The 16,305-nt window shown below is 61.2% G+C and carries 16 protein-coding genes and 1 pseudogene; 9 read left to right on the top strand and 8 right to left on the bottom strand.

The window, feature by feature from the left end; genetic code table 11:
• Nucleotides 1-493 precede the first annotated feature (493 nt).
• Both GIW79_RS11000 and GIW79_RS10995 read left to right on the top strand, forming a co-directional pair.
• The gene (locus GIW79_RS11000) at nucleotides 494-1,060 is read left to right on the top strand and encodes a hypothetical protein (protein ID WP_057975539.1); all 567 of its coding nucleotides are present in this window, start codon (nucleotides 494-496) and stop codon (nucleotides 1,058-1,060) included.
• Nucleotides 1,050-1,313, top strand: a complete 264-nt coding sequence (locus tag GIW79_RS10995) for a hypothetical protein (RefSeq protein WP_054918078.1) — start codon at nucleotides 1,050-1,052, stop codon at nucleotides 1,311-1,313. The genes GIW79_RS11000 and GIW79_RS10995 overlap by 11 nt, the downstream gene beginning before the upstream one ends.
• Before the next feature lie 85 nt (nucleotides 1,314-1,398).
• Here GIW79_RS10995 and GIW79_RS10990 read toward each other — a convergent pair whose 3' ends face one another.
• Nucleotides 1,399-1,860, bottom strand: coding sequence for an Lrp/AsnC family transcriptional regulator (locus GIW79_RS10990; protein WP_072448276.1), 462 nt, complete (start codon nucleotides 1,858-1,860; stop codon nucleotides 1,399-1,401).
• A gap of 160 nt (nucleotides 1,861-2,020) precedes the next feature.
• On the opposite strand from GIW79_RS10990, the gene yedA reads away from it, so the two are divergent.
• Nucleotides 2,021-2,917, top strand: coding sequence for a drug/metabolite exporter YedA (gene yedA, locus GIW79_RS10985; RefSeq protein ID WP_200583411.1), 897 nt, complete (start codon nucleotides 2,021-2,023; stop codon nucleotides 2,915-2,917).
• A 48-nt stretch (nucleotides 2,918-2,965) separates the two neighbouring features.
• Nucleotides 2,966-4,300, top strand: coding sequence for a DEAD/DEAH box helicase (locus GIW79_RS10980; protein ID WP_019818046.1), 1,335 nt, complete (start codon nucleotides 2,966-2,968; stop codon nucleotides 4,298-4,300).
• A 159-nt stretch (nucleotides 4,301-4,459) separates the two neighbouring features.
• On the opposite strand, the pseudogene GIW79_RS10975 reads toward GIW79_RS10980, so the two are convergent.
• The 3 genes and pseudogenes from GIW79_RS10975 to GIW79_RS10965 all read right to left on the bottom strand — a co-directional run.
• A pseudogene (locus GIW79_RS10975) lies at nucleotides 4,460-4,555 on the bottom strand (hypothetical protein); the annotation flags it as partial.
• A 116-nt stretch (nucleotides 4,556-4,671) separates the two neighbouring features.
• Nucleotides 4,672-5,898 carry a TIGR03862 family flavoprotein gene (locus GIW79_RS10970; RefSeq protein WP_236455664.1) on the bottom strand — a complete coding sequence of 409 codons (1,227 nt, stop codon included), beginning with the start codon at nucleotides 5,896-5,898 and terminating at the stop codon, nucleotides 4,672-4,674.
• Between the two features lie 171 nt (nucleotides 5,899-6,069).
• A complete protein-coding gene (locus GIW79_RS10965) occupies nucleotides 6,070-6,990 on the bottom strand; it encodes a histone deacetylase family protein (RefSeq protein ID WP_236455662.1) in 921 nt (306 codons plus the stop codon).
• A gap of 76 nt (nucleotides 6,991-7,066) precedes the next feature.
• On the opposite strand from GIW79_RS10965, the gene GIW79_RS10960 reads away from it, so the two are divergent.
• From GIW79_RS10960 to GIW79_RS10950, 3 genes are all read left to right on the top strand, one after another.
• A complete protein-coding gene (locus tag GIW79_RS10960; RefSeq protein WP_054896171.1) occupies nucleotides 7,067-7,636 on the top strand; it encodes a GNAT family N-acetyltransferase in 570 nt (189 codons plus the stop codon).
• A 159-nt stretch (nucleotides 7,637-7,795) separates the two neighbouring features.
• The gene (gene tesB, locus GIW79_RS10955) at nucleotides 7,796-8,665 is read left to right on the top strand and encodes an acyl-CoA thioesterase II (protein WP_054896170.1); all 870 of its coding nucleotides are present in this window, start codon (nucleotides 7,796-7,798) and stop codon (nucleotides 8,663-8,665) included.
• Entirely contained in the window at nucleotides 8,662-9,249 is a 588-nt protein-coding gene (locus GIW79_RS10950) for an HAD family hydrolase (RefSeq protein ID WP_034126933.1), read from the top strand. The genes tesB and GIW79_RS10950 overlap by 4 nt, the downstream gene beginning before the upstream one ends.
• A 132-nt stretch (nucleotides 9,250-9,381) precedes the next feature.
• On the opposite strand, the gene GIW79_RS10945 is transcribed toward GIW79_RS10950, so the two are convergent.
• Genes GIW79_RS10945 through GIW79_RS10935 form a run of 3 tightly spaced genes read right to left on the bottom strand, consistent with a single transcriptional unit; the run spans nucleotide 9,382 to nucleotide 11,703 of the window.
• Complete coding sequence (locus GIW79_RS10945) at nucleotides 9,382-10,356, bottom strand: alpha/beta hydrolase (protein ID WP_236455652.1); 975 nt, start codon at nucleotides 10,354-10,356, stop codon at nucleotides 9,382-9,384.
• The gene (gene ypfJ / locus GIW79_RS10940) at nucleotides 10,357-11,244 is read right to left on the bottom strand and encodes a KPN_02809 family neutral zinc metallopeptidase (protein WP_014720040.1); all 888 of its coding nucleotides are present in this window, start codon (nucleotides 11,242-11,244) and stop codon (nucleotides 10,357-10,359) included.
• A 45-nt stretch (nucleotides 11,245-11,289) separates the two neighbouring features.
• Nucleotides 11,290-11,703, bottom strand: a complete 414-nt coding sequence (locus tag GIW79_RS10935) for a lipoprotein (RefSeq protein WP_034126935.1) — start codon at nucleotides 11,701-11,703, stop codon at nucleotides 11,290-11,292.
• Nucleotides 11,704-11,902: 199 nt separating this feature from the next.
• Between GIW79_RS10935 and GIW79_RS10930 the strand changes: the two genes are divergently transcribed.
• A complete protein-coding gene (locus GIW79_RS10930) occupies nucleotides 11,903-12,781 on the top strand; it encodes a DMT family transporter (protein WP_236455650.1) in 879 nt (292 codons plus the stop codon).
• Here GIW79_RS10930 and GIW79_RS10925 read toward each other — a convergent pair whose 3' ends face one another.
• Entirely contained in the window at nucleotides 12,782-14,116 is a 1,335-nt protein-coding gene (locus GIW79_RS10925; RefSeq protein WP_236455648.1) for an MFS transporter, read from the bottom strand. It abuts the gene before it with no gap.
• A 226-nt stretch (nucleotides 14,117-14,342) separates the two neighbouring features.
• Between GIW79_RS10925 and quiC the strand changes: the two genes are divergently transcribed.
• Nucleotides 14,343-16,244: a 3-dehydroshikimate dehydratase QuiC gene (gene quiC / locus GIW79_RS10920; RefSeq protein WP_034126936.1), complete on the top strand. Its 1,902-nt coding sequence runs from the start codon at nucleotides 14,343-14,345 to the stop codon at nucleotides 16,242-16,244.
• Nucleotides 16,245-16,305 lie beyond the last annotated feature (61 nt).

The raw sequence follows: 16,305 nt of genomic DNA, 5'->3' as shown, positions 1-16,305 counted from the left end.
TCCCACGCAGAGCGTGGGAACGATCAGCAAACAGCGCGGGTTCTGATCCGGCTACTGCCTCAAGAACACTGGAGTTCCCATGTGGGCGCTGGCTTGCCTGCGATAGCGGCGTATCAGCCAGCCATTTGTTGCCTGACCCTCCGCTATCGCGGGCAAGCCCGGCTCACACTTGGGTTATGCGTCGTTTATCGAGGCTGTGGGCACTCCAACGCCTGGCCCACCATCCCCTTCGCCATCTCCACCCAACGCATCTCATCACTCCGTCCGATGCGTGGGCCTGGGCGTCGGACTTGCACGTCCGGTCACCAAGCATTCGATGACAGGGCGAGACTGGCTACCGAATCCGACGCAAACAAGGCACCTGAGCGCTGAATGGTCGGTAGGTCAAATCCGGCTATGAGTTAGGACCTTTCTGGTTTTCTTCTTTACTCATCCATCACGTTTTACTGCGACCTACCATTCTGTGTGTCATTCACGCACAGGGACAAAGAACATGCAGGAAAGCGACCTTCATACAGCGATCATGCGAAGCAAGTTGGAACTTGAATCAAATGGCATTGATCTGGGTTCCAGTTCAAGCATGGCGTTTCATGTGGGCAACACGATGACAAGCTGCCCGGCAGTCATGGTGTTGCCGAGTTTGCCAGGTTGGAGTCATGGCCCTCATTACCAGTTACTCAAGCCGATTCACGCTGACCCCGTTGCGCCCGATACGACGTTTGATGAACTCTGGAAATGTACACAGCAACACTACGGCCTCACGGCAGCCACAGTGATCACTGACGCGGCGGGCATACCCATAAGCAAAATTGTGGTGGGTGCTTGGGTTCACGTCGGCTCCAGCAAAACCACGAACCTGGCTAGCCTGATCGGAATGCGCTTTTTCCCTCGTACGTTGATCAGGCAACCCACCATGGACAGAATGGCAAAGGCAACGTCTGGCACGGTGCGGGTATTTGGCATCATCGGGCGGGGCATGCCCTTCGTCGCTGCCGGGCTTGCAGTCTTTGACCTGGTCAGTATTGGTAAGTGTGCCTATGAGGCGAGAAATGGAAGGTAGCCTGGCCAGAGCCGACATCAGCGAAAAAGTGATCCAGCTGTTCGTGGATATCATCGGTTTTATCGACCGAAGCGAAGTGACGGAGCACACCGATTTCATCCATGACTTCGACATCATTGATGACGACGTGACCTGCTTTGTCATGCAGATCAAGTGGCAGTTCAAGCTGCAAGCGACGCAGGAGGATTGGGATCACATCACGACCATCGAGCAGATAGTCGATTTGATCGTCCAGCGTTCGACTCTTCGGTGAGGCCACTGACGCCATCGCAGGCAAGCCAGCTCCCACAGTTGACCGCGTCGCTCGGGCAGTACGCGATCCCTGTGGGAACGATCGCTCAGCCAGCATTTTTCCCATTGGCTTCCAATTGCCCCAACGGCACCCGCCGCTCTATCGCGCTGGACAAAATAATCGAGGTCTTGCTGAAGCCAAACTTCGCTACGCGGTTAATCAGGCTCTCCAACTCGGGCATCGAGCCCACCGCCGCTTGCATGATCACGCAGGGGTCGCCGGTGACGCGGTGGCATTCGGTCAGTTCGGGTATCTCCGCCAGGGCGTCGTACACCTTTTGGCTGCCATGGTTGGTCAGCCGCAACTCAATCACGCATTGAACCGGCAAGCCCACTTTGGATAAATCCACCTTGGCCTGGTAGCCGGTGATCACGCCGCTGGCCTCAAGCTTGGCCACGCGTTCGGCCACGGCGGGTGCGGAGAGGTTCACGGTGCGCGCCAGTTGCGCGTAGGAAGCACGGCCATCTTCAAGCAGGGCGCTGAGGAGCATGCGGTCGTATTTGTCCATGATAAGGCTCCGGTTGCGCGTGGCTTTCGAAAGCACGGTTTATAGCCTTGATAACCATGGTTTGAGAAGTGTATTGGCGTTTTAAACAGGTTTTGTAACTTAAGTTTATCCACCTTCGTTTCTAGAATAAGTCTCCCATTTCCTGCCATAGAGCCGCCCAATGCCTGGCCCACGTCGCTTTCCCTTACCGTTGATCGCCGCCTTTTTTGCGTTGTATGTGATCTGGGGTTCCACCTACCTGGTGATCCGCATTGGCGTGGAGTACTGGCCGCCGTTGTTGCTGGCGGGCATTCGGTTTTGCACGGCGGGCGCGTTGATGTACGGCTTTCTCAGGTGGCGCGGGGTGCCGGCGCCGACCTGGCCGCAGTGGAAGGCGGCCGGGATGATCGGGATTTTGTTGCTCACCGTGGGCAATGGTGGCGTCAGCGTGGCGGAACATATGGGCGTGTCGTCCGGCGTGGCGGCGCTGGCGGTGGCGACGGTGCCGCTGTTTACCTTGCTGTGTGGTTTTTTCTGGGGCGCGCGTAATACGCGGTTGGAATGGGCAGGCGTGCTGCTGGGGATCATCGGCATCGCCATGCTCAACATGGGCAGTACCTTGCAGTCGAGCCCACTGGGCGCGGTGTTGCTGTTGATGGCGGCGGCGTCCTGGGCCTTCGGCTCGGTGTGGAGCCGCCATTTGCCGCTGCCCCAAGGCGCCATGGCCAGCGCTGCGGAAATGCTCGTGGCTGGCGTGGCGCTGCTGATCGTCAGCGCATTGTCTGGCGAGCACCTGAAGGCCATGCCGCCGCTGGAAGGCTGGCTGGCCCTGGCGTACCTCACGGTGTTCGGCTCGATCATCGCCTTCAACGCTTATATGTACCTGCTCAAGCACGTACGCCCGGCGGCGGCGACCAGCTACGCCTATGTGAACCCGGCCGTCGCCGTGTTGCTGGGGATTGTGTTCGTGGGTGAGAGCATCGGCCTGGAAGAAGCCCTGGCAATGCTGGTGATCATCAGCGCGGTGTTGCTGATCAGCCTGCCCCAATGGCGCAAGCCCAAACCCGAAATAAGGTAAACTGCCGCGCATTACGCCCTTGCGCTGAATTTTTCCTACGGTAACTACATGACTTTCGCCACCCTTGGCCTGATCGAACCCTTGCTGCGCGCCCTTGAGACGCTTGGCTACCAGACCCCGACGCCGGTGCAGGCGCAAGCCATTCCGGCAGTGCTGGCCGGTCGCGACCTGATGGCCGCGGCCCAGACCGGCACCGGCAAGACCGCAGGTTTCGCCTTGCCGCTGCTGCAACTGCTGACCATGGAAGGGCCGAAAGTCGCCGCCAACTCGGCGCGTGCGCTGATCCTGTGCCCCACCCGTGAACTGGCCGAGCAGGTTCATGCCAGCGTTGCCGAGTACGCCCAACACCTGCCGCTGACCACTTACGCGGTGTACGGCGGCGTGAGCATCAACCCGCAGATGATGAAGCTGCGCAAAGGCGTCGACATTCTGGTCGCCACCCCTGGCCGCCTGATCGACCTGTTCCGCCAGAACGCGCTGAAGCTCAACCAGCTGCAAACCCTGGTGCTGGATGAAGCCGACCGCATGCTCGACCTGGGCTTCTCCGAAGAGCTTGCCAACATTTATCGCATGCTGCCGAAAAAGCGCCAGACCCTGTTGTTCTCCGCGACCTTCTCCGATGACATTCGCCTGCTGGCCGGGCAGATGCTCAACGACCCGCTGAGCATCGAAGTCAGCCCGCGCAACGTTGCCGCCAACACCGTTAAACAGTGGGTGGTGCCGGTAGACAAAAAGCGCAAGCCGGAGCTGTTTGTGCACCTGATGCGCAAGGGCCGTTGGAAGCAAGTGCTGGTGTTCGCCAAGACCCGCAACGGCGTAGACGCCTTGGTGGACAAGTTGCAGGGCCTGGGGATCAACGCCGACGGCATCCATGGCGACAAACCCCAAGCCACCCGCCAACGCGCACTGGACCGCTTCAAGGCCAGCGACGTGCAGATCCTGGTGGCCACCGACGTAGCGGCCCGTGGCCTGGATATCGAAGACCTGCCGCTGGTGGTCAACTTTGATCTGCCCATCGTGGCCGAAGACTACATCCACCGTATCGGCCGTACCGGGCGTGCGGGCAACACCGGTGAGGCGATTTCCCTGGTGTGTGCCGATGAGGTGAACATGCTCTCGGCCATCGAGATGCTGACCCGCCAGACCCTCACCCGCAAGATGGAACCGGATTTCGAGCCGGAGCACCGCGTGCCGGACACCGATGCCAGCGGGCAGGTGGTGAAGAAACCGAAAAAGCCGAAGAAGCCGAAGGCGTCCGGCGGTGGCGGCAAGCGCAACCTGGGCAAGTGGGTGGACAGTGGGGAAGTAGCCCCGGCTGAGCCGTCGATCAAGCCGGTGCGCAAGGTGCCGGTGTTTAATACTGGGCCGCGTAAGAAGAAGTGATTGATCATTCCCACGCGCGTGGGAACGCATCCTGTGACGCTCTGCGTCACGAACCTAAAGTGGGACGCAGAGCGTCCCTGGCGGCATCCCCACGCAGAGCGTGGGAACGATCAGCGGTGGAGCCACTCCAACATCCCCAGCCCAGCCGCCCGGCCACTGGCAAAACACCCCAGGCAATGGCTTGAGCATCAACCGCTCATCCAGCGCTTCAAACGGGACACCACCCGCCGTGCTGATCGCCTCATCCATCGGCCGCATTTGATCGTTCCCACGCTCCGCGTGGGAACGCATCCTGTGACGCTCTGCGTCACGAACCTAAAGCGGGACGCAGAGCGTCCCTGGCGGCATCCCCACGCAGAGCGTGGGAACGATCAGCGTTGGAGCCATTCCAACATCCCCAGCCCAGCCGCCCGGCCACTGGCAAAACACCCGGTCAGCAAATACCCACCGGTCGGCGCTTCCCAATCGAGCATTTCCCCCGCACAAAACACCCCAGGCAACGGCTTGAGCATCAACCGCTCATCCAGCGCTTCAAACGGCACACCACCCGCCGTGCTGATCGCCTCATCCATCGGCCGCGTTTTCACCAACGTCAGCGGCAACGCCTTGATATCCACCGCCAATTGCGCCGGGTCGGTGAAGTGTTCAGCAGGCGTCAGCTCGCGCAACAACGCCGCTTTCACGCCATCCAACCCCAGCTGACTGTGCAAATGCTTGCTCATCGACCGCGAGCCACGGGGCTTGGCCAATGCGGCCTGCACCTTGTCCAGCGGCTTGCTGGGCAGCAAATCGATATGCACCGTGGCCGCACCGTCGCGGTTGATCGCTTCGCGAATCGGCGCCGATAAGGCGTAAATCAAGCTGCCTTCGATACCGGTGGCGGTGATCACGCATTCGCCCAGCCGAGGCTTGTCATCCCCCAGGCCAATGGCGACGTTTTTCAACGGCGCGCCAGCGAATTTGCTGACCATCAACTCGCTCCATGCCGACACTTCAAACCCGCAGTTGCTCGGTTGCAGCCTCACATAGGGCAGGCCTTTGCCTTCAAACAGGTTGAGCCATGCGCCGTCGGAGCCCAATCGCGACCAGCTGCCGCCGCCCAGGGCCAGCAGCACAGCGTCGCTGTGGACAACTTTTTCGCCGTCCGGGCTGTGGATAAGTAAATCGCCCTCGTCATTCCAACCCGTCCAACGATGACGGGTGTGGATAACCACACCTTGCTCCCGCAGACGCTTGAGCCAGGCGCGCAGCAGTGGCGCGGCTTTCATATCGGTAGGAAATACGCGGCCGGAGGTGCCGACAAAGGTCTGGATACCCAGGCCATGGATCCATTCGCACAACGCCTCGGCGCCAAAGCTGCGCAGCAGCGGCGCCATGTGCGGGGCGCGTTCGGCGTAGCGCGACAGGAACGCCGGGTACGCCTCGGAGTGGGTGATGTTCATGCCGCCCACGCCTGCCAGCAGGAACTTGCGCCCCACCGACGGCATGCCGTCGTACAGGTCCACGCGCACGCCAGCCTGGCTCAAGACTTCGGCGGCCATCAGCCCGGCGGGGCCGCCGCCGATAATGGAGACGTGGTGGGTAGAAGTCTGAGGCATGGGCAGGGCTACGGTGATGTGAATAGGCCGAGCATTCTACCCGACCACGACGCCGCTGCCTGATCAAAAAACGTACACTTTCCTACAGGCCATGCGGTCAAACGCTTGTAGCCGCTTACGCTCAAGTTATCCACAGGCCGTTCCACAGGCATTGTGGGTAACGCTCACACTTCAATGACAGTCTGATGACGTCCATACCCGCTGCGCGCTGTGGTGCAGGATGCCGTGGCGGCGGGCGAGGGCAGGGCGGTCCTTGCTATAGCCGCCACCGATCACGCCCATCACCGGTATGTCGCGGCCCAGGCAGTGGCGCATCACGCTTTCATCACGGGCGGCGACGCCTTCGTCTGTCAGCTTGAGGTAACCAAGGGCGTCGTCCTTGTGCACATCCACGCCGGCGTCGTACAGCACCAGGTCCGGCTGGTAGAGCGGCAGCAGGTAGTTGAGCGCGTCATCCAGCACCTTGAGGTAGTCGGCATCGCCCATGCCCATGGGCAGCGGGATGTCCCAGTCGCTCTGGGCCTTGCGTGCCGGGAAGTTCTTTTCGCAGTGCAGCGACACGGTGATGGCGTCTGGCGTGTTGTGCAGGATGCGTGCGGTGCCGTCGCCCTGATGCACGTCGCAATCGAAGATCAGCACGCGATTGACCCGGCCGCTGGCCAGCAGGTAATGGCTGATCACCGCCAGGTCATTAAAAATACAAAAGCCCGCCGGATAGTCGTAGTGGGCGTGATGGGTGCCACCGGCCAAATGGCAGGCCAGGCCATGTTCAAGGGCCTGTTCGGCCGCCAGTATCGAGCCGCCCACCGCACGCACCGTGCGCCGGGCCAGGGCTTCGCTCCACGGCAGGCCGAGGCGGCGTTGGTCCTCGCGGGACAGTTCGCCGCTCATGTAGCGTTCGATATACCCAGGTTCATGGGCCAGGGCCAAAATGTCTGCCGGGCACAGCGGCGGGCGCAGCAATTGGCTGTCTTCGGTGAGGCCGCTGTCCACCAGGTGGTCACGCAACAGGCGAAACTTGTCCATGGGGAACCGGTGGTCCGCCGGGAACTCAGGGCTGTAGTCTTCGTGGTAGATCAATGGCAAGGGCATGGGATTTTCTGACGGGAACCTGCGACGGATCTTAACAGCGCTGTACACTCACGCACATGGCAAGGCAGGGGGACCCATGGAGCCGATACTGGAATTGGAAAGTGCACGCTTGGTGCTGCGCCAATGGCGCGACAGCGACCTGCCGGACTTTGCGCGCATGTGCGCCGACCCGCAGGTAATGCGTTACTTCCCGGCTCAATTGAGCCACTTGGAGAGCGCAGCGTTGATCGGCCGGATTCGCGGGCATTTTGCTGAATATGGCTTTGGGTTCTGGGCTTTGCAGCGCAAGGACACCGGTGAATTTATCGGCCTGACGGGCCTTGCGAATGTCAGCTTCGAAGCCGGCTTTACCCCTGCGGTGGAAATTGGCTGGCGCCTGGCCCGCGAACATTGGGGCCTGGGTTATGCCAGTGAGGCGGCCTGGACGGCGTTGCGCTGTGGTTTTGACCGCTTGCAACTGGACGAAATCCTGGCCTTCACCACTGAAGCCAATCTGCCCTCACAAAAAGTCATGCAGGCCATCGGTATGCATTACGATCCGCAGGCAGATTTTGAACACCCGAAAGTCGCAGCCGGTGACCCGCTGCGCCCTCACGTGTTGTACCGCATCACCCGCGCCCAATGGTTGGACACGCTGCACGGATAAGCAGGCGGTCATGCTCAACAGAAACCCGTAGGAGCGAGCTTGCTCGCGAAGAACGCAAGAGCGCTGCGGTAAACCAGAAGCGCTGCGTCATCGTTAACGACCTTCGCGAGCAAGCTCGCTCCTACAGGTAGATACCGTTTTGCTTTGAGGAGAGTTTCAATGAGCCAAGTATTGGAAGATCTGGTGGACTTGCTGACCCTGGAGCCGATCGAGGAAAACCTCTTTCGCGGCCGCAGCCAGGACCTGGGCTTTCGCCAACTGTTCGGCGGCCAAGTGCTCGGCCAGTCGCTGTCGGCGGCCAGCCAGACCGTAGAAGAAGCTCGGCATGTGCATTCCCTGCATGGTTATTTCCTGCGCCCTGGCGATGCCGCGTTGCCGGTGGTGTATTCGGTGGACCGCGTGCGCGACGGTGGCAGTTTCAGCACGCGTCGTGTCACCGCGATTCAAAAGGGCAATCCGATCTTCACCTGCACGACCTCGTTCCAGTACGACGAAGCAGGCTTCGAGCACCAGACCACCATGCCGGTGGTAGTGGGCCCGGAAAACCTGCCGTCGGAGCTGGAGCTGACCCAGCAACGTGCGCACCTGATCCCCGAGCACATGCGCGACAAGCTGCTGTGCCCCAAGCCCATCGAAGTGCGCCCGGTCACCGAAAAAGACCCCTTCAACCCGCAGCCGTCCGACCCAGTCAAGTACGTGTGGTTTCGTGCCGACGGTGCCTTGGCGGACACGCCGGCGTTGCATAAATACCTGTTGGCCTACGCCTCGGACTTCGGCCTGTTGACCACCTCGTTGCTGCCCCATGGCAAGACCGTGTGGCAGAAAGACATGCAGGTCGCCAGCCTCGATCACGCGCTGTGGTTCCACGCCGACCTGCGTGCCGATGACTGGTTGCTGTACGCCATGGACAGCCCGTGGGCTGGCAACTCCCGGGGTTTCTCCCGGGGCAGCGTGTACAACCGCGCCGGGCAACTGGTGGCGTCGGTGACCCAGGAAGGTTTGATTCGCCATCGCAAGGATTGGGCATGAGCCTCTGCGACGTGAAGCACTGGGTGTTCGACATGGACGGCACCCTCACGGTGGCGGTGCATGATTTTGCGGCTATCCGCGTGGCGCTGCAGATCCCGCCTGAAGACGACATTCTCACGCACCTCGCGGCATTGCCGGCAGATGTCGCGGAGGCCAAACATGCCTGGTTGCTGGAGCATGAGCGCGAGCTGGCGCTGGGTTCCATTGCGGCCGAAGGTGCCGTTGAGCTGGTACGCGAATTGGCTGGGCGCGGTTATCGCTTGGGGATCCTGACCCGTAATGCGCGGGAGCTGGCCCATATCACCCTGGAGGCGATAGGCCTGGCGGACTGCTTTGCCATTGAGGACGTGCTGGGGCGCGATGATGCGCCGCACAAGCCGGATCCCGGTGGGTTGCTGAAACTGGCGGCGGCTTGGGACGTAGCACCCCGCGAAATGGTGATGGTCGGGGATTATCGCTTTGACCTGGATTGTGGCCGGGCAGCGGGCACCAGGACGGTGTTGGTGAACTTGCCGGAGAACCCTTGGCCGGAATTGGCGGATTGGCATGCCGAGGATTGTGCGGCGCTGCGCCGAATGATCTAAGCCGGGCGACAGAGAGCAAATGTGGGAGCTGGCTTGCCTGCGATAGCGTTGGGTCAGCTGACACTTTATCAACTGACAGTCCGTCATCGCAGGCAAGCCAGCTCCCACATTTTGATGGGGTTCCTTCAGGTGCTACTGGGCGAACAGTACCTTTTCCCCCTCTGGCGAGGTAAACATCTTATCCCCGTCATGCCCCACCCCCGGCACTTCTACCAGCCGGTGGCCCAACTGCGGATGCCGCTGCTTGAGGTAGTCAAAGTAGTTGTGGCCACGAAGCAGTCGATACGCACCCTGGGTTTCGGCTTCGCAGCTTTTATCCAATGCCGGGTGGTTGGGGTCGGTGTCCTGCTGGCCCAACAGGTAAGTGATGTCGCGTGAGACGTAGTCTTGTTCCAGTTGCTGGGCACCTCGGCCCCCCACGTAATCCGGCAGGTTTTGCATGCCGTACTTCCAGTCGTTGAAGCCTGGGCAATTGGCGATGTCGAACGTCACCGGGCGTTGCGGGCTGAAGTACGCATAGGACGACGGGTTAGCCACCACATACCGCAGGCGGATGCCCTCGGTGTGCAGCAATGGGTGGTCGTGGCCGGTGAGGGCGAAGCGTTGCACCACTTGGCCGCCACCGGAATGCCCGGCGACCACGATTTCTTTCAGTGCCGGGAACAGTTTGCGGTTGCCCAAGTGCTTGATGATTTGGTCCAGAGCGCCATAAGAGCTGATCTGCCCTGGGCCGGTGGACGCTTCCCCGGCCATCCAGTCGTTACCCTTCCAACGCAATACCTCGTCGCCCAGGCGGTTGCGCTTCACGTCGGCTTGATTGAGAAACTGCGGCGCGATCACCAGCGTACTGCCGCCCACCCCGGCATGCTCGGCGGCGTCGATGCCGCTTTGCAGGTAGGTTTGTGCATTGCGCAGGCGGCCATGCACGATGATCAATGCGCGCGTGACCTTGGGCAGCGGCTGGCCCCAGTTTTGGCTCAGGCCCAGGCTGAGGTCGCCGGCCTCCAGATGAAAGCGTTCGGGGCTGACCACCTTGACGCCGTGTTCAGCCGCGAAGGTGCAACAGGACACGAGCACACCCAGCAGTAACCCCAACCGTTTGATCATTTAGAGACTCTTGGCCGCGAAGGTATCGCATTGAGTGATCTGGCCCTGGGCGAAGCCGGTCTTGAACCAGCGCACGCGCTGGGCCGAGGTGCCGTGGGTGAACGAGTCTGGTACCACGCGCCCCTGGCCCTGTTGCTGCAAGCGGTCATCGCCGATGGCATTGGCTGCGTTCAGGGCCTCTTCGATATCACCGGGTTCCAGCCAGTTCAGGCGTTTTTGCGCATGGTTGGCCCACACGCCGGCAAAGCAATCGGCTTGCAGTTCCTGGCGAACCAGCAGGCCACCGTCGCCTTCCATCTGCCGACCCTGTTGGCGCGCTGCCTGGATTTTGGACGAGATGCCCAGCAACGTTTGTACGTGGTGCCCGATTTCGTGGGCGATCACGTAGGCCTGGGCGAAATCACCGGCGGCCTGGAAGCGTTGCGACATTTCCCGGAAAAAATCCAGGTCCAGGTACACCTGCTGGTCAGCCGGGCAGTAGAACGGGCCGCTGGCCGAGGTGGCGCCACCACAGGCTGAGTTCACCCGGCCACGGAACAGGATCAGTTTCGGGTTCTTATAGGCCAGCCCATTTTCCTGGAACACCTGGCCCCAGGTGTCTTCGGTATCGCCCAGCACAGCGCGCACAAAGTCGGCTTGCTCATCGTTGGCTGGCGGCGCTTGACGCGGCTGGGTGCTGACCGACGGCGCCTGTTCCATCTGGCCGGTCAATTGGCCAAGAATCTGCATCGGGTCCTGGCCGGTCAGCCAGCCAATGCCGACGATCAGCACGATGGCCGTGAGGCTCAGGCCCTTGCCGCCGCCGAAGCGCATACCGCCACCGCCGCCGCCACTGTCGTTACGGGCATCCACCACGTTGTCGCTGCGTCGGCCTTTTTTCCATAGCATGGGAGCAATCCTCTGTGTGCTAACCGTGATTGATTATGGCCGGTATTAACGGCAATAGCCTTCGCCAGTGGCAACGATCAGGCAGTCTTTTTTATCCGCCAGCCACTTCAAACCGGTGGCGGCGCCATCGCCAGCGCGCAACAGCTGCGGGCCGTCGGGGCGGGTGAAGGCGATGCCGTCTTCAGCGGCCTCACCTTTGAAGGTGCCGGCGTCATCGGCGTCCAGGCCATATTGCATGGTGAGAAGGTAGTGGCCGCGGCCAATGCTGTCGTCCTTGGCGATGGTCAGGTGCAAGCCTTCGACGCCGACCCACTTGCCGACCCATTTATCGGTGGGCGGGGTTTCGGGCACCAGGGTCGCTTGCACGGAGGCGGGCGCGGGCTTGGGGGCTTCTTTCGGGGTTTTATCGCAGGCGGCGAGCAGGGCGAGGGCAGACAGGGCAAAGAGGATTTTTTTCATAGCGGCAAGGCCTTGGTTAAAAAGTGTGCAACGCCGGGGCGAGCGTGCAGCGTTGGACTCGGATCCATCGATTTAGTGCGCTGTTCGCCCGGTGTTTGGTTATGCTCTTGGGGCAGACTCCGGCCCGGCTGCTAGATTACCGGGTTGAGCGCGACTTGGTTCAGCGCTCAGCGTCCCGCTCGCCACACAAGAGAATTCAATGACTGTCAGTACCCCGCTCTCCGGCGTCAACCATCCGTTCAAAGGCATCCTGCTGATTGTGCTGGCGACGTTCCTGTTCTCCAGCCACGACGCCTTGTCCAAATACCTGGCCGGGTTTTACCCGATCGTGATGGTGGTGTGGGCGCGGTACATGGTGCACACCTTGCTGATGGCCGGGATCTTCCTGCCGCAATCGGGCTTGCGCGTGTTGCGCAGCAAGCGGCCGGGCATGCAGGTGGTGCGGGCGTTATGCCTGTTGGGCACCAGCCTGTTCTTCACCACGGCGCTGCATTACATCCCGTTGGCCGAAGCTACAGCGGTGAACTTCCTTGCGCCGATCCTGGTGACGGCGCTGTCGGTGCCGTTGCTCGGTGAGCACGTGACCCGTGGCCAGTGGCTGGCGGTGATCTGCGGGTTTATCGGCGTGGTGATCATTATCCACCCCGGCGGCGAGCTGTTTACCCCGGCGGTACTGCTGCCGCTGTGCTCGGCGCTGTTCTTCTGCTTCTACCAGTTGCTCACGCGCATCCTCAGCCAATACGACAGCCCGACCACCAGCAACTTCTTCGCCGGCCTGTGCAACACCTTGGTGATGAGTGCGATGGTGCCGTTCTTCTGGCAAGTGCCGACGTTGTGGCACGCGGTGATGATGGTGGCGCTGGGCACCTGCGGGATGACCGCACACCTGATGCTCACCCAGGCGTTCCGCTTCGCGGCGCCGGCCTTGCTGGCGCCGTTTGGCTATTGCCAGATCGTGTTCGCGGGGTTGTTGGGCTGGCTGGTGTTCAGCCATACCCCCGATATGACCACGGTGGTGGGTATCGGGGTGATCTGCATGAGCGGGTTGGCCGCTGCCTGGCAGCAGCGGCGGCGTTAGTTAAACGTCTACCGTGGGGATCTTGCGCGGCGCCATGAAGTACATCCACACCAGTGCGATGAAGTACATCGCCGGGATCAGGGTGAACAACACCGTGTAGTTGTTGTTGGTCACCGTGAGGATATGGCCGACGATCTGGGTCATGAACATGCCGCCGATGGCCGCGCACATGCCGCCGAAACCGAACACCGTGCTCATCATGTGCTTGGGCGTGTAGTCCATCACCAGGCTCCAGATGTTGGCGGTCCAGGCCTGATGCGCGCCGATGGCCAGGGAGATGGCGAACACCGCGACCCACAGCTGGCTGGAGCCGGCCGCCATGATCACGCCGACGATGCAGCAGGCGAACAGCAACATCGACAACAGCCGCGCCTTGATCGAGTTCATCCCACGGCCGATCAGGAATGACGACAGGATCCCACCGCCCACGCTGCCAAAGTCGGCGGTGAGGTAAATGATGATCAGCGGAATGCCCATCTGGGTCACGTTGATGCCCAGGTTGTATTGCTGGTTCAAGAACGGCGGCAGCCAATACAGGTAGAACCAGAACACCGGCGCAGTGAGCGAGTAGGCAAGGGCGAAGGCCCAGGTGCCGCGCATGCGCAGGATGCGGCTGAACGGCACGCGGGGTTGTTCCGGCTCGACTTCCTGTTGCACGTAGTCCAGTTCGGATTGTTTAACGGTGGGGTGGTCTTCCGGGTTGTAGTACTTCAAGCCCCAGAGCACCAGCCAGATACCGCCGAGTGCCGACATGCACAGGAACGCTGCCTGCCAGCCCCACACGTGCAGGATCAACGGCAGCAGCATGGGCGTCATCATCGCGCCGACGTTGGTGCCGGCGTTGAAGATGCCGGTGGCCACTGCCCGTTCACCCGCCGGGAACCACAAGCGTGTGGTCTTGACGCAGGCCGGGTAGTTGGCGGCTTCGGTCAGCCCGAGGACAAACCGGCAGACCATAAAGCCGATCGCCGAGGTGGCCAGGCCATGGGCGCCGGTGGCCAGGCTCCACAGCAGCACGGCGCAGAAGAACACGCGCTTGACGCCGACCCGGTCGATCAAGCGGCCTTGCAGCACAAAGCCGATGGCGTAGCCGACCTGGAACCAGAAGTTGATGTTGGCGTAGTCCATCGCCGTCCAGCTCATTTCCTTGGCGAGGATCGGTTGCATCACGCCCAGGGCGGCGCGGTCGATGTAGTTCAAGGTGGTGGCAAAGAACACCAGGGCCAGCATGCCCCAGCGCGTTTTACCCACGGCCAGGGCACCGCGGATCTTGTCGCCGATGCCGGCGTGCGGGTTGCCCGGGCGCGCGGCCAGGGCTGAATTTTGCAGAGGCATGAGGTTTGTACCCGTTTTTTGAAATTCTTATGGTGTGTTCTGGGTCTTTGTTACATGAGCGAATTGCCCGGTCGATGGTGCGCAGTGGTTAAAAAGTCGTCAATTCGCCAAAGAGGCTTAGTGTTCGATAATCGCACCAAAAACTAACCGGTTCGTACATTTTAATTGCTGCCTGTAGGCTGGGGGCGAATAATTTGCCACAAACAACAATTGCCGGGAGTCTTCCATGCAACGTTCTATTGCCACTGTGTCCTTGAGCGGCACCCTGCCGGAAAAACTCGAAGCCATCGCCGCCGCCGGGTTTGATGGGGTGGAGATCTTTGAGAACGACTTGTTGTATTACGACGGCAGCCCTCGGGAAGTCCGGCAAATGTGCGCCGACCTCGGCATCGCCATCACCCTGTTCCAGCCGTTTCGCGACTTCGAAGGCTGCCGCCGTGATCGCCTGGCACGCAACCTGGAGCGTGCCGAACGCAAATTCGATTTGATGCAGGAACTGGGCACCGATCTGGTATTGGTGTGCAGCAATGCCTCGGCCGACAGCGTGGGTGACGAACGTATTTTGCTCGATGACCTGAGCCTGCTGGCCGAACATGCGGGCAAGCGCGGCCTGCGCATCGGCTATGAAGCTCTGGCCTGGGGCAAGCATGTGAACACCTGGCAGCAGGTGTGGAACCTGGTGCGCCAGGTCGATCACCCAAGCCTCGGTGTGTTGCTCGACAGCTTCCACACCTTGTCGCTCAAGGGCGACCCGAGTGGCATCGCGCAGATCCCCGGCGACAAGATTTTCTTTGTGCAAATGGCCGACGCGCCGATCCTGGCCATGGATGTGCTGGAGTGGAGCCGGCATTTCCGCTGCTTCCCAGGCCAGGGCGAATTTGACCTGGCGGGCTTTCTCGCGCCGATCATCCAGAGTGGCTACACCGGGCCGTTGTCCCTGGAAATTTTCAATGACGGTTTTCGTGCTGCGCCGACCCGCGCGAATGCGGCGGATGGCTTGCGGTCACTGTTGTACCTGGAAGAAAAAACCCGCCAGCGCCTGGCTGAAGAAGCCCCCGCTGCGCCCGTGGATATCCTGTTTGAAACTCCGGCGGCCAGCGAATACGACGGTATCGAGTTTCTTGAATTTGCCGTGGACGAAAGCCTCGGCGCCAAACTGACCCACTGGTTGGAGCGCCTGGGTTTCGCCAGGGCCGGCCAGCATCGCTCCAAGAATGTGAGCCTGTTGCGCCAGGGTGACATCAACCTGATCCTCAACTGCGAACCCTATTCCTTCGCCCACAACTTTTTCGAGGCCCACGGCCCGTCGCTGTGCGCCACGGCAATTCGGGTCAAGGACAGTGCCAAGGCCCTGGAGCGGGCGGTGGCCTACAAGGGCCAGCCTTATCGCGGCCTGGTCGGCCCCAACGAGCTGGAATTGGCCGCCGTGCGTGCACCGGATGGCAGCCTGATTTACCTGGTCGACCCCAGCGAAGGCGGGCTGTACGACACCGATTTCAACCTGCAAACGGCTGCACCCGCCAGTGGCGGCTTGCTGCGCATCGACCATATGGCCATGGCGCTGCCGGCCGACAGCCTCGACAGTTGGGTGTTGTTCTACAAAAGCCTGCTGGATTTCGAAGCCGATGACGAAGTGGTCCTGCCCGACCCCTACGGCCTGGTGAAAAGCCGTGCGTTGCGCAGCCGTTGCAGTTCGATTCGCCTGCCGTTGAATATCTCCGAAAACCGCAACACGGCGATTTCCCACGCGCTCTCCAGCTATCGCGGTTCGGGCGTGCACCACATTGCCTTCGATTGCGCGGATATTTTCGCCGAGGTACGCCGGGCCAAAGAGGCCGGTGTGCCGTTGCTGGATATCCCGCTCAACTATTACGACGACCTGGCGGCACGCTTCGATTTCGACGATGAGTTCCTCAGTGAGTTGGCGTATTACAACGTGCTGTACGACCGCGACGCCCAGGGCGGTGAGTTGTTTCATGTGTACACCGAGGCGTTCGAGGGGCGGTTTTTCTTCGAGATCATCCAGCGCAAGAATGGCTATGCCGGCTACGGCGCTGCCAACGTGGCGGTGCGTCTGGCGGCGATGGCCAAGTCGCGCAGTGGGGCGGTACGCCAGGCTCGGCTATAACCGCAAGGCAGGTGCTTCCTTCGGGGAGCGCCGCGGCCCATAATCAGCGCCTGCACAACAA

This window comes from Pseudomonas sp. PA-7-1E, from assembly GCF_021605325.1.
Taxonomy (GTDB): domain Bacteria; phylum Pseudomonadota; class Gammaproteobacteria; order Pseudomonadales; family Pseudomonadaceae; genus Aquipseudomonas; species Aquipseudomonas fluorescens_BV.
The sequence above is the reverse complement of the archived record's forward strand: the minus strand, read 5'-3'. Positions and strand labels throughout refer to the sequence as shown.

Coding starts and splice junctions, on each gene's coding strand:
- GIW79_RS10935 (WP_034126935.1), bottom strand. CDS start 11,703: ATGAAAAAAATCCTCTTTGCCCTGTCTGCCCTCGCCCTGCTCGCCGCC.
- GIW79_RS10945 (WP_236455652.1), bottom strand. CDS start 10,356: ATGATCAAACGGTTGGGGTTACTGCTGGGTGTGCTCGTGTCCTGTTGC.
- GIW79_RS10930 (WP_236455650.1), top strand. CDS start 11,903: ATGACTGTCAGTACCCCGCTCTCCGGCGTCAACCATCCGTTCAAAGGC.
- GIW79_RS10970 (WP_236455664.1), bottom strand. CDS start 5,898: ATGCCTCAGACTTCTACCCACCACGTCTCCATTATCGGCGGCGGCCCC.
- GIW79_RS10980 (WP_019818046.1), top strand. CDS start 2,966: ATGACTTTCGCCACCCTTGGCCTGATCGAACCCTTGCTGCGCGCCCTT.
- GIW79_RS10965 (WP_236455662.1), bottom strand. CDS start 6,990: ATGCCCTTGCCATTGATCTACCACGAAGACTACAGCCCTGAGTTCCCG.
- GIW79_RS10995 (WP_054918078.1), top strand. CDS start 1,050: ATGGAAGGTAGCCTGGCCAGAGCCGACATCAGCGAAAAAGTGATCCAG.
- GIW79_RS10960 (WP_054896171.1), top strand. CDS start 7,067: ATGGAGCCGATACTGGAATTGGAAAGTGCACGCTTGGTGCTGCGCCAA.
- yedA (WP_200583411.1), top strand. CDS start 2,021: ATGCCTGGCCCACGTCGCTTTCCCTTACCGTTGATCGCCGCCTTTTTT.
- ypfJ (WP_014720040.1), bottom strand. CDS start 11,244: ATGCTATGGAAAAAAGGCCGACGCAGCGACAACGTGGTGGATGCCCGT.
- tesB (WP_054896170.1), top strand. CDS start 7,796: ATGAGCCAAGTATTGGAAGATCTGGTGGACTTGCTGACCCTGGAGCCG.
- GIW79_RS10925 (WP_236455648.1), bottom strand. CDS start 14,116: ATGCCTCTGCAAAATTCAGCCCTGGCCGCGCGCCCGGGCAACCCGCAC.
- GIW79_RS10950 (WP_034126933.1), top strand. CDS start 8,662: ATGAGCCTCTGCGACGTGAAGCACTGGGTGTTCGACATGGACGGCACC.
- quiC (WP_034126936.1), top strand. CDS start 14,343: ATGCAACGTTCTATTGCCACTGTGTCCTTGAGCGGCACCCTGCCGGAA.
- GIW79_RS11000 (WP_057975539.1), top strand. CDS start 494: ATGCAGGAAAGCGACCTTCATACAGCGATCATGCGAAGCAAGTTGGAA.
- GIW79_RS10990 (WP_072448276.1), bottom strand. CDS start 1,860: ATGGACAAATACGACCGCATGCTCCTCAGCGCCCTGCTTGAAGATGGC.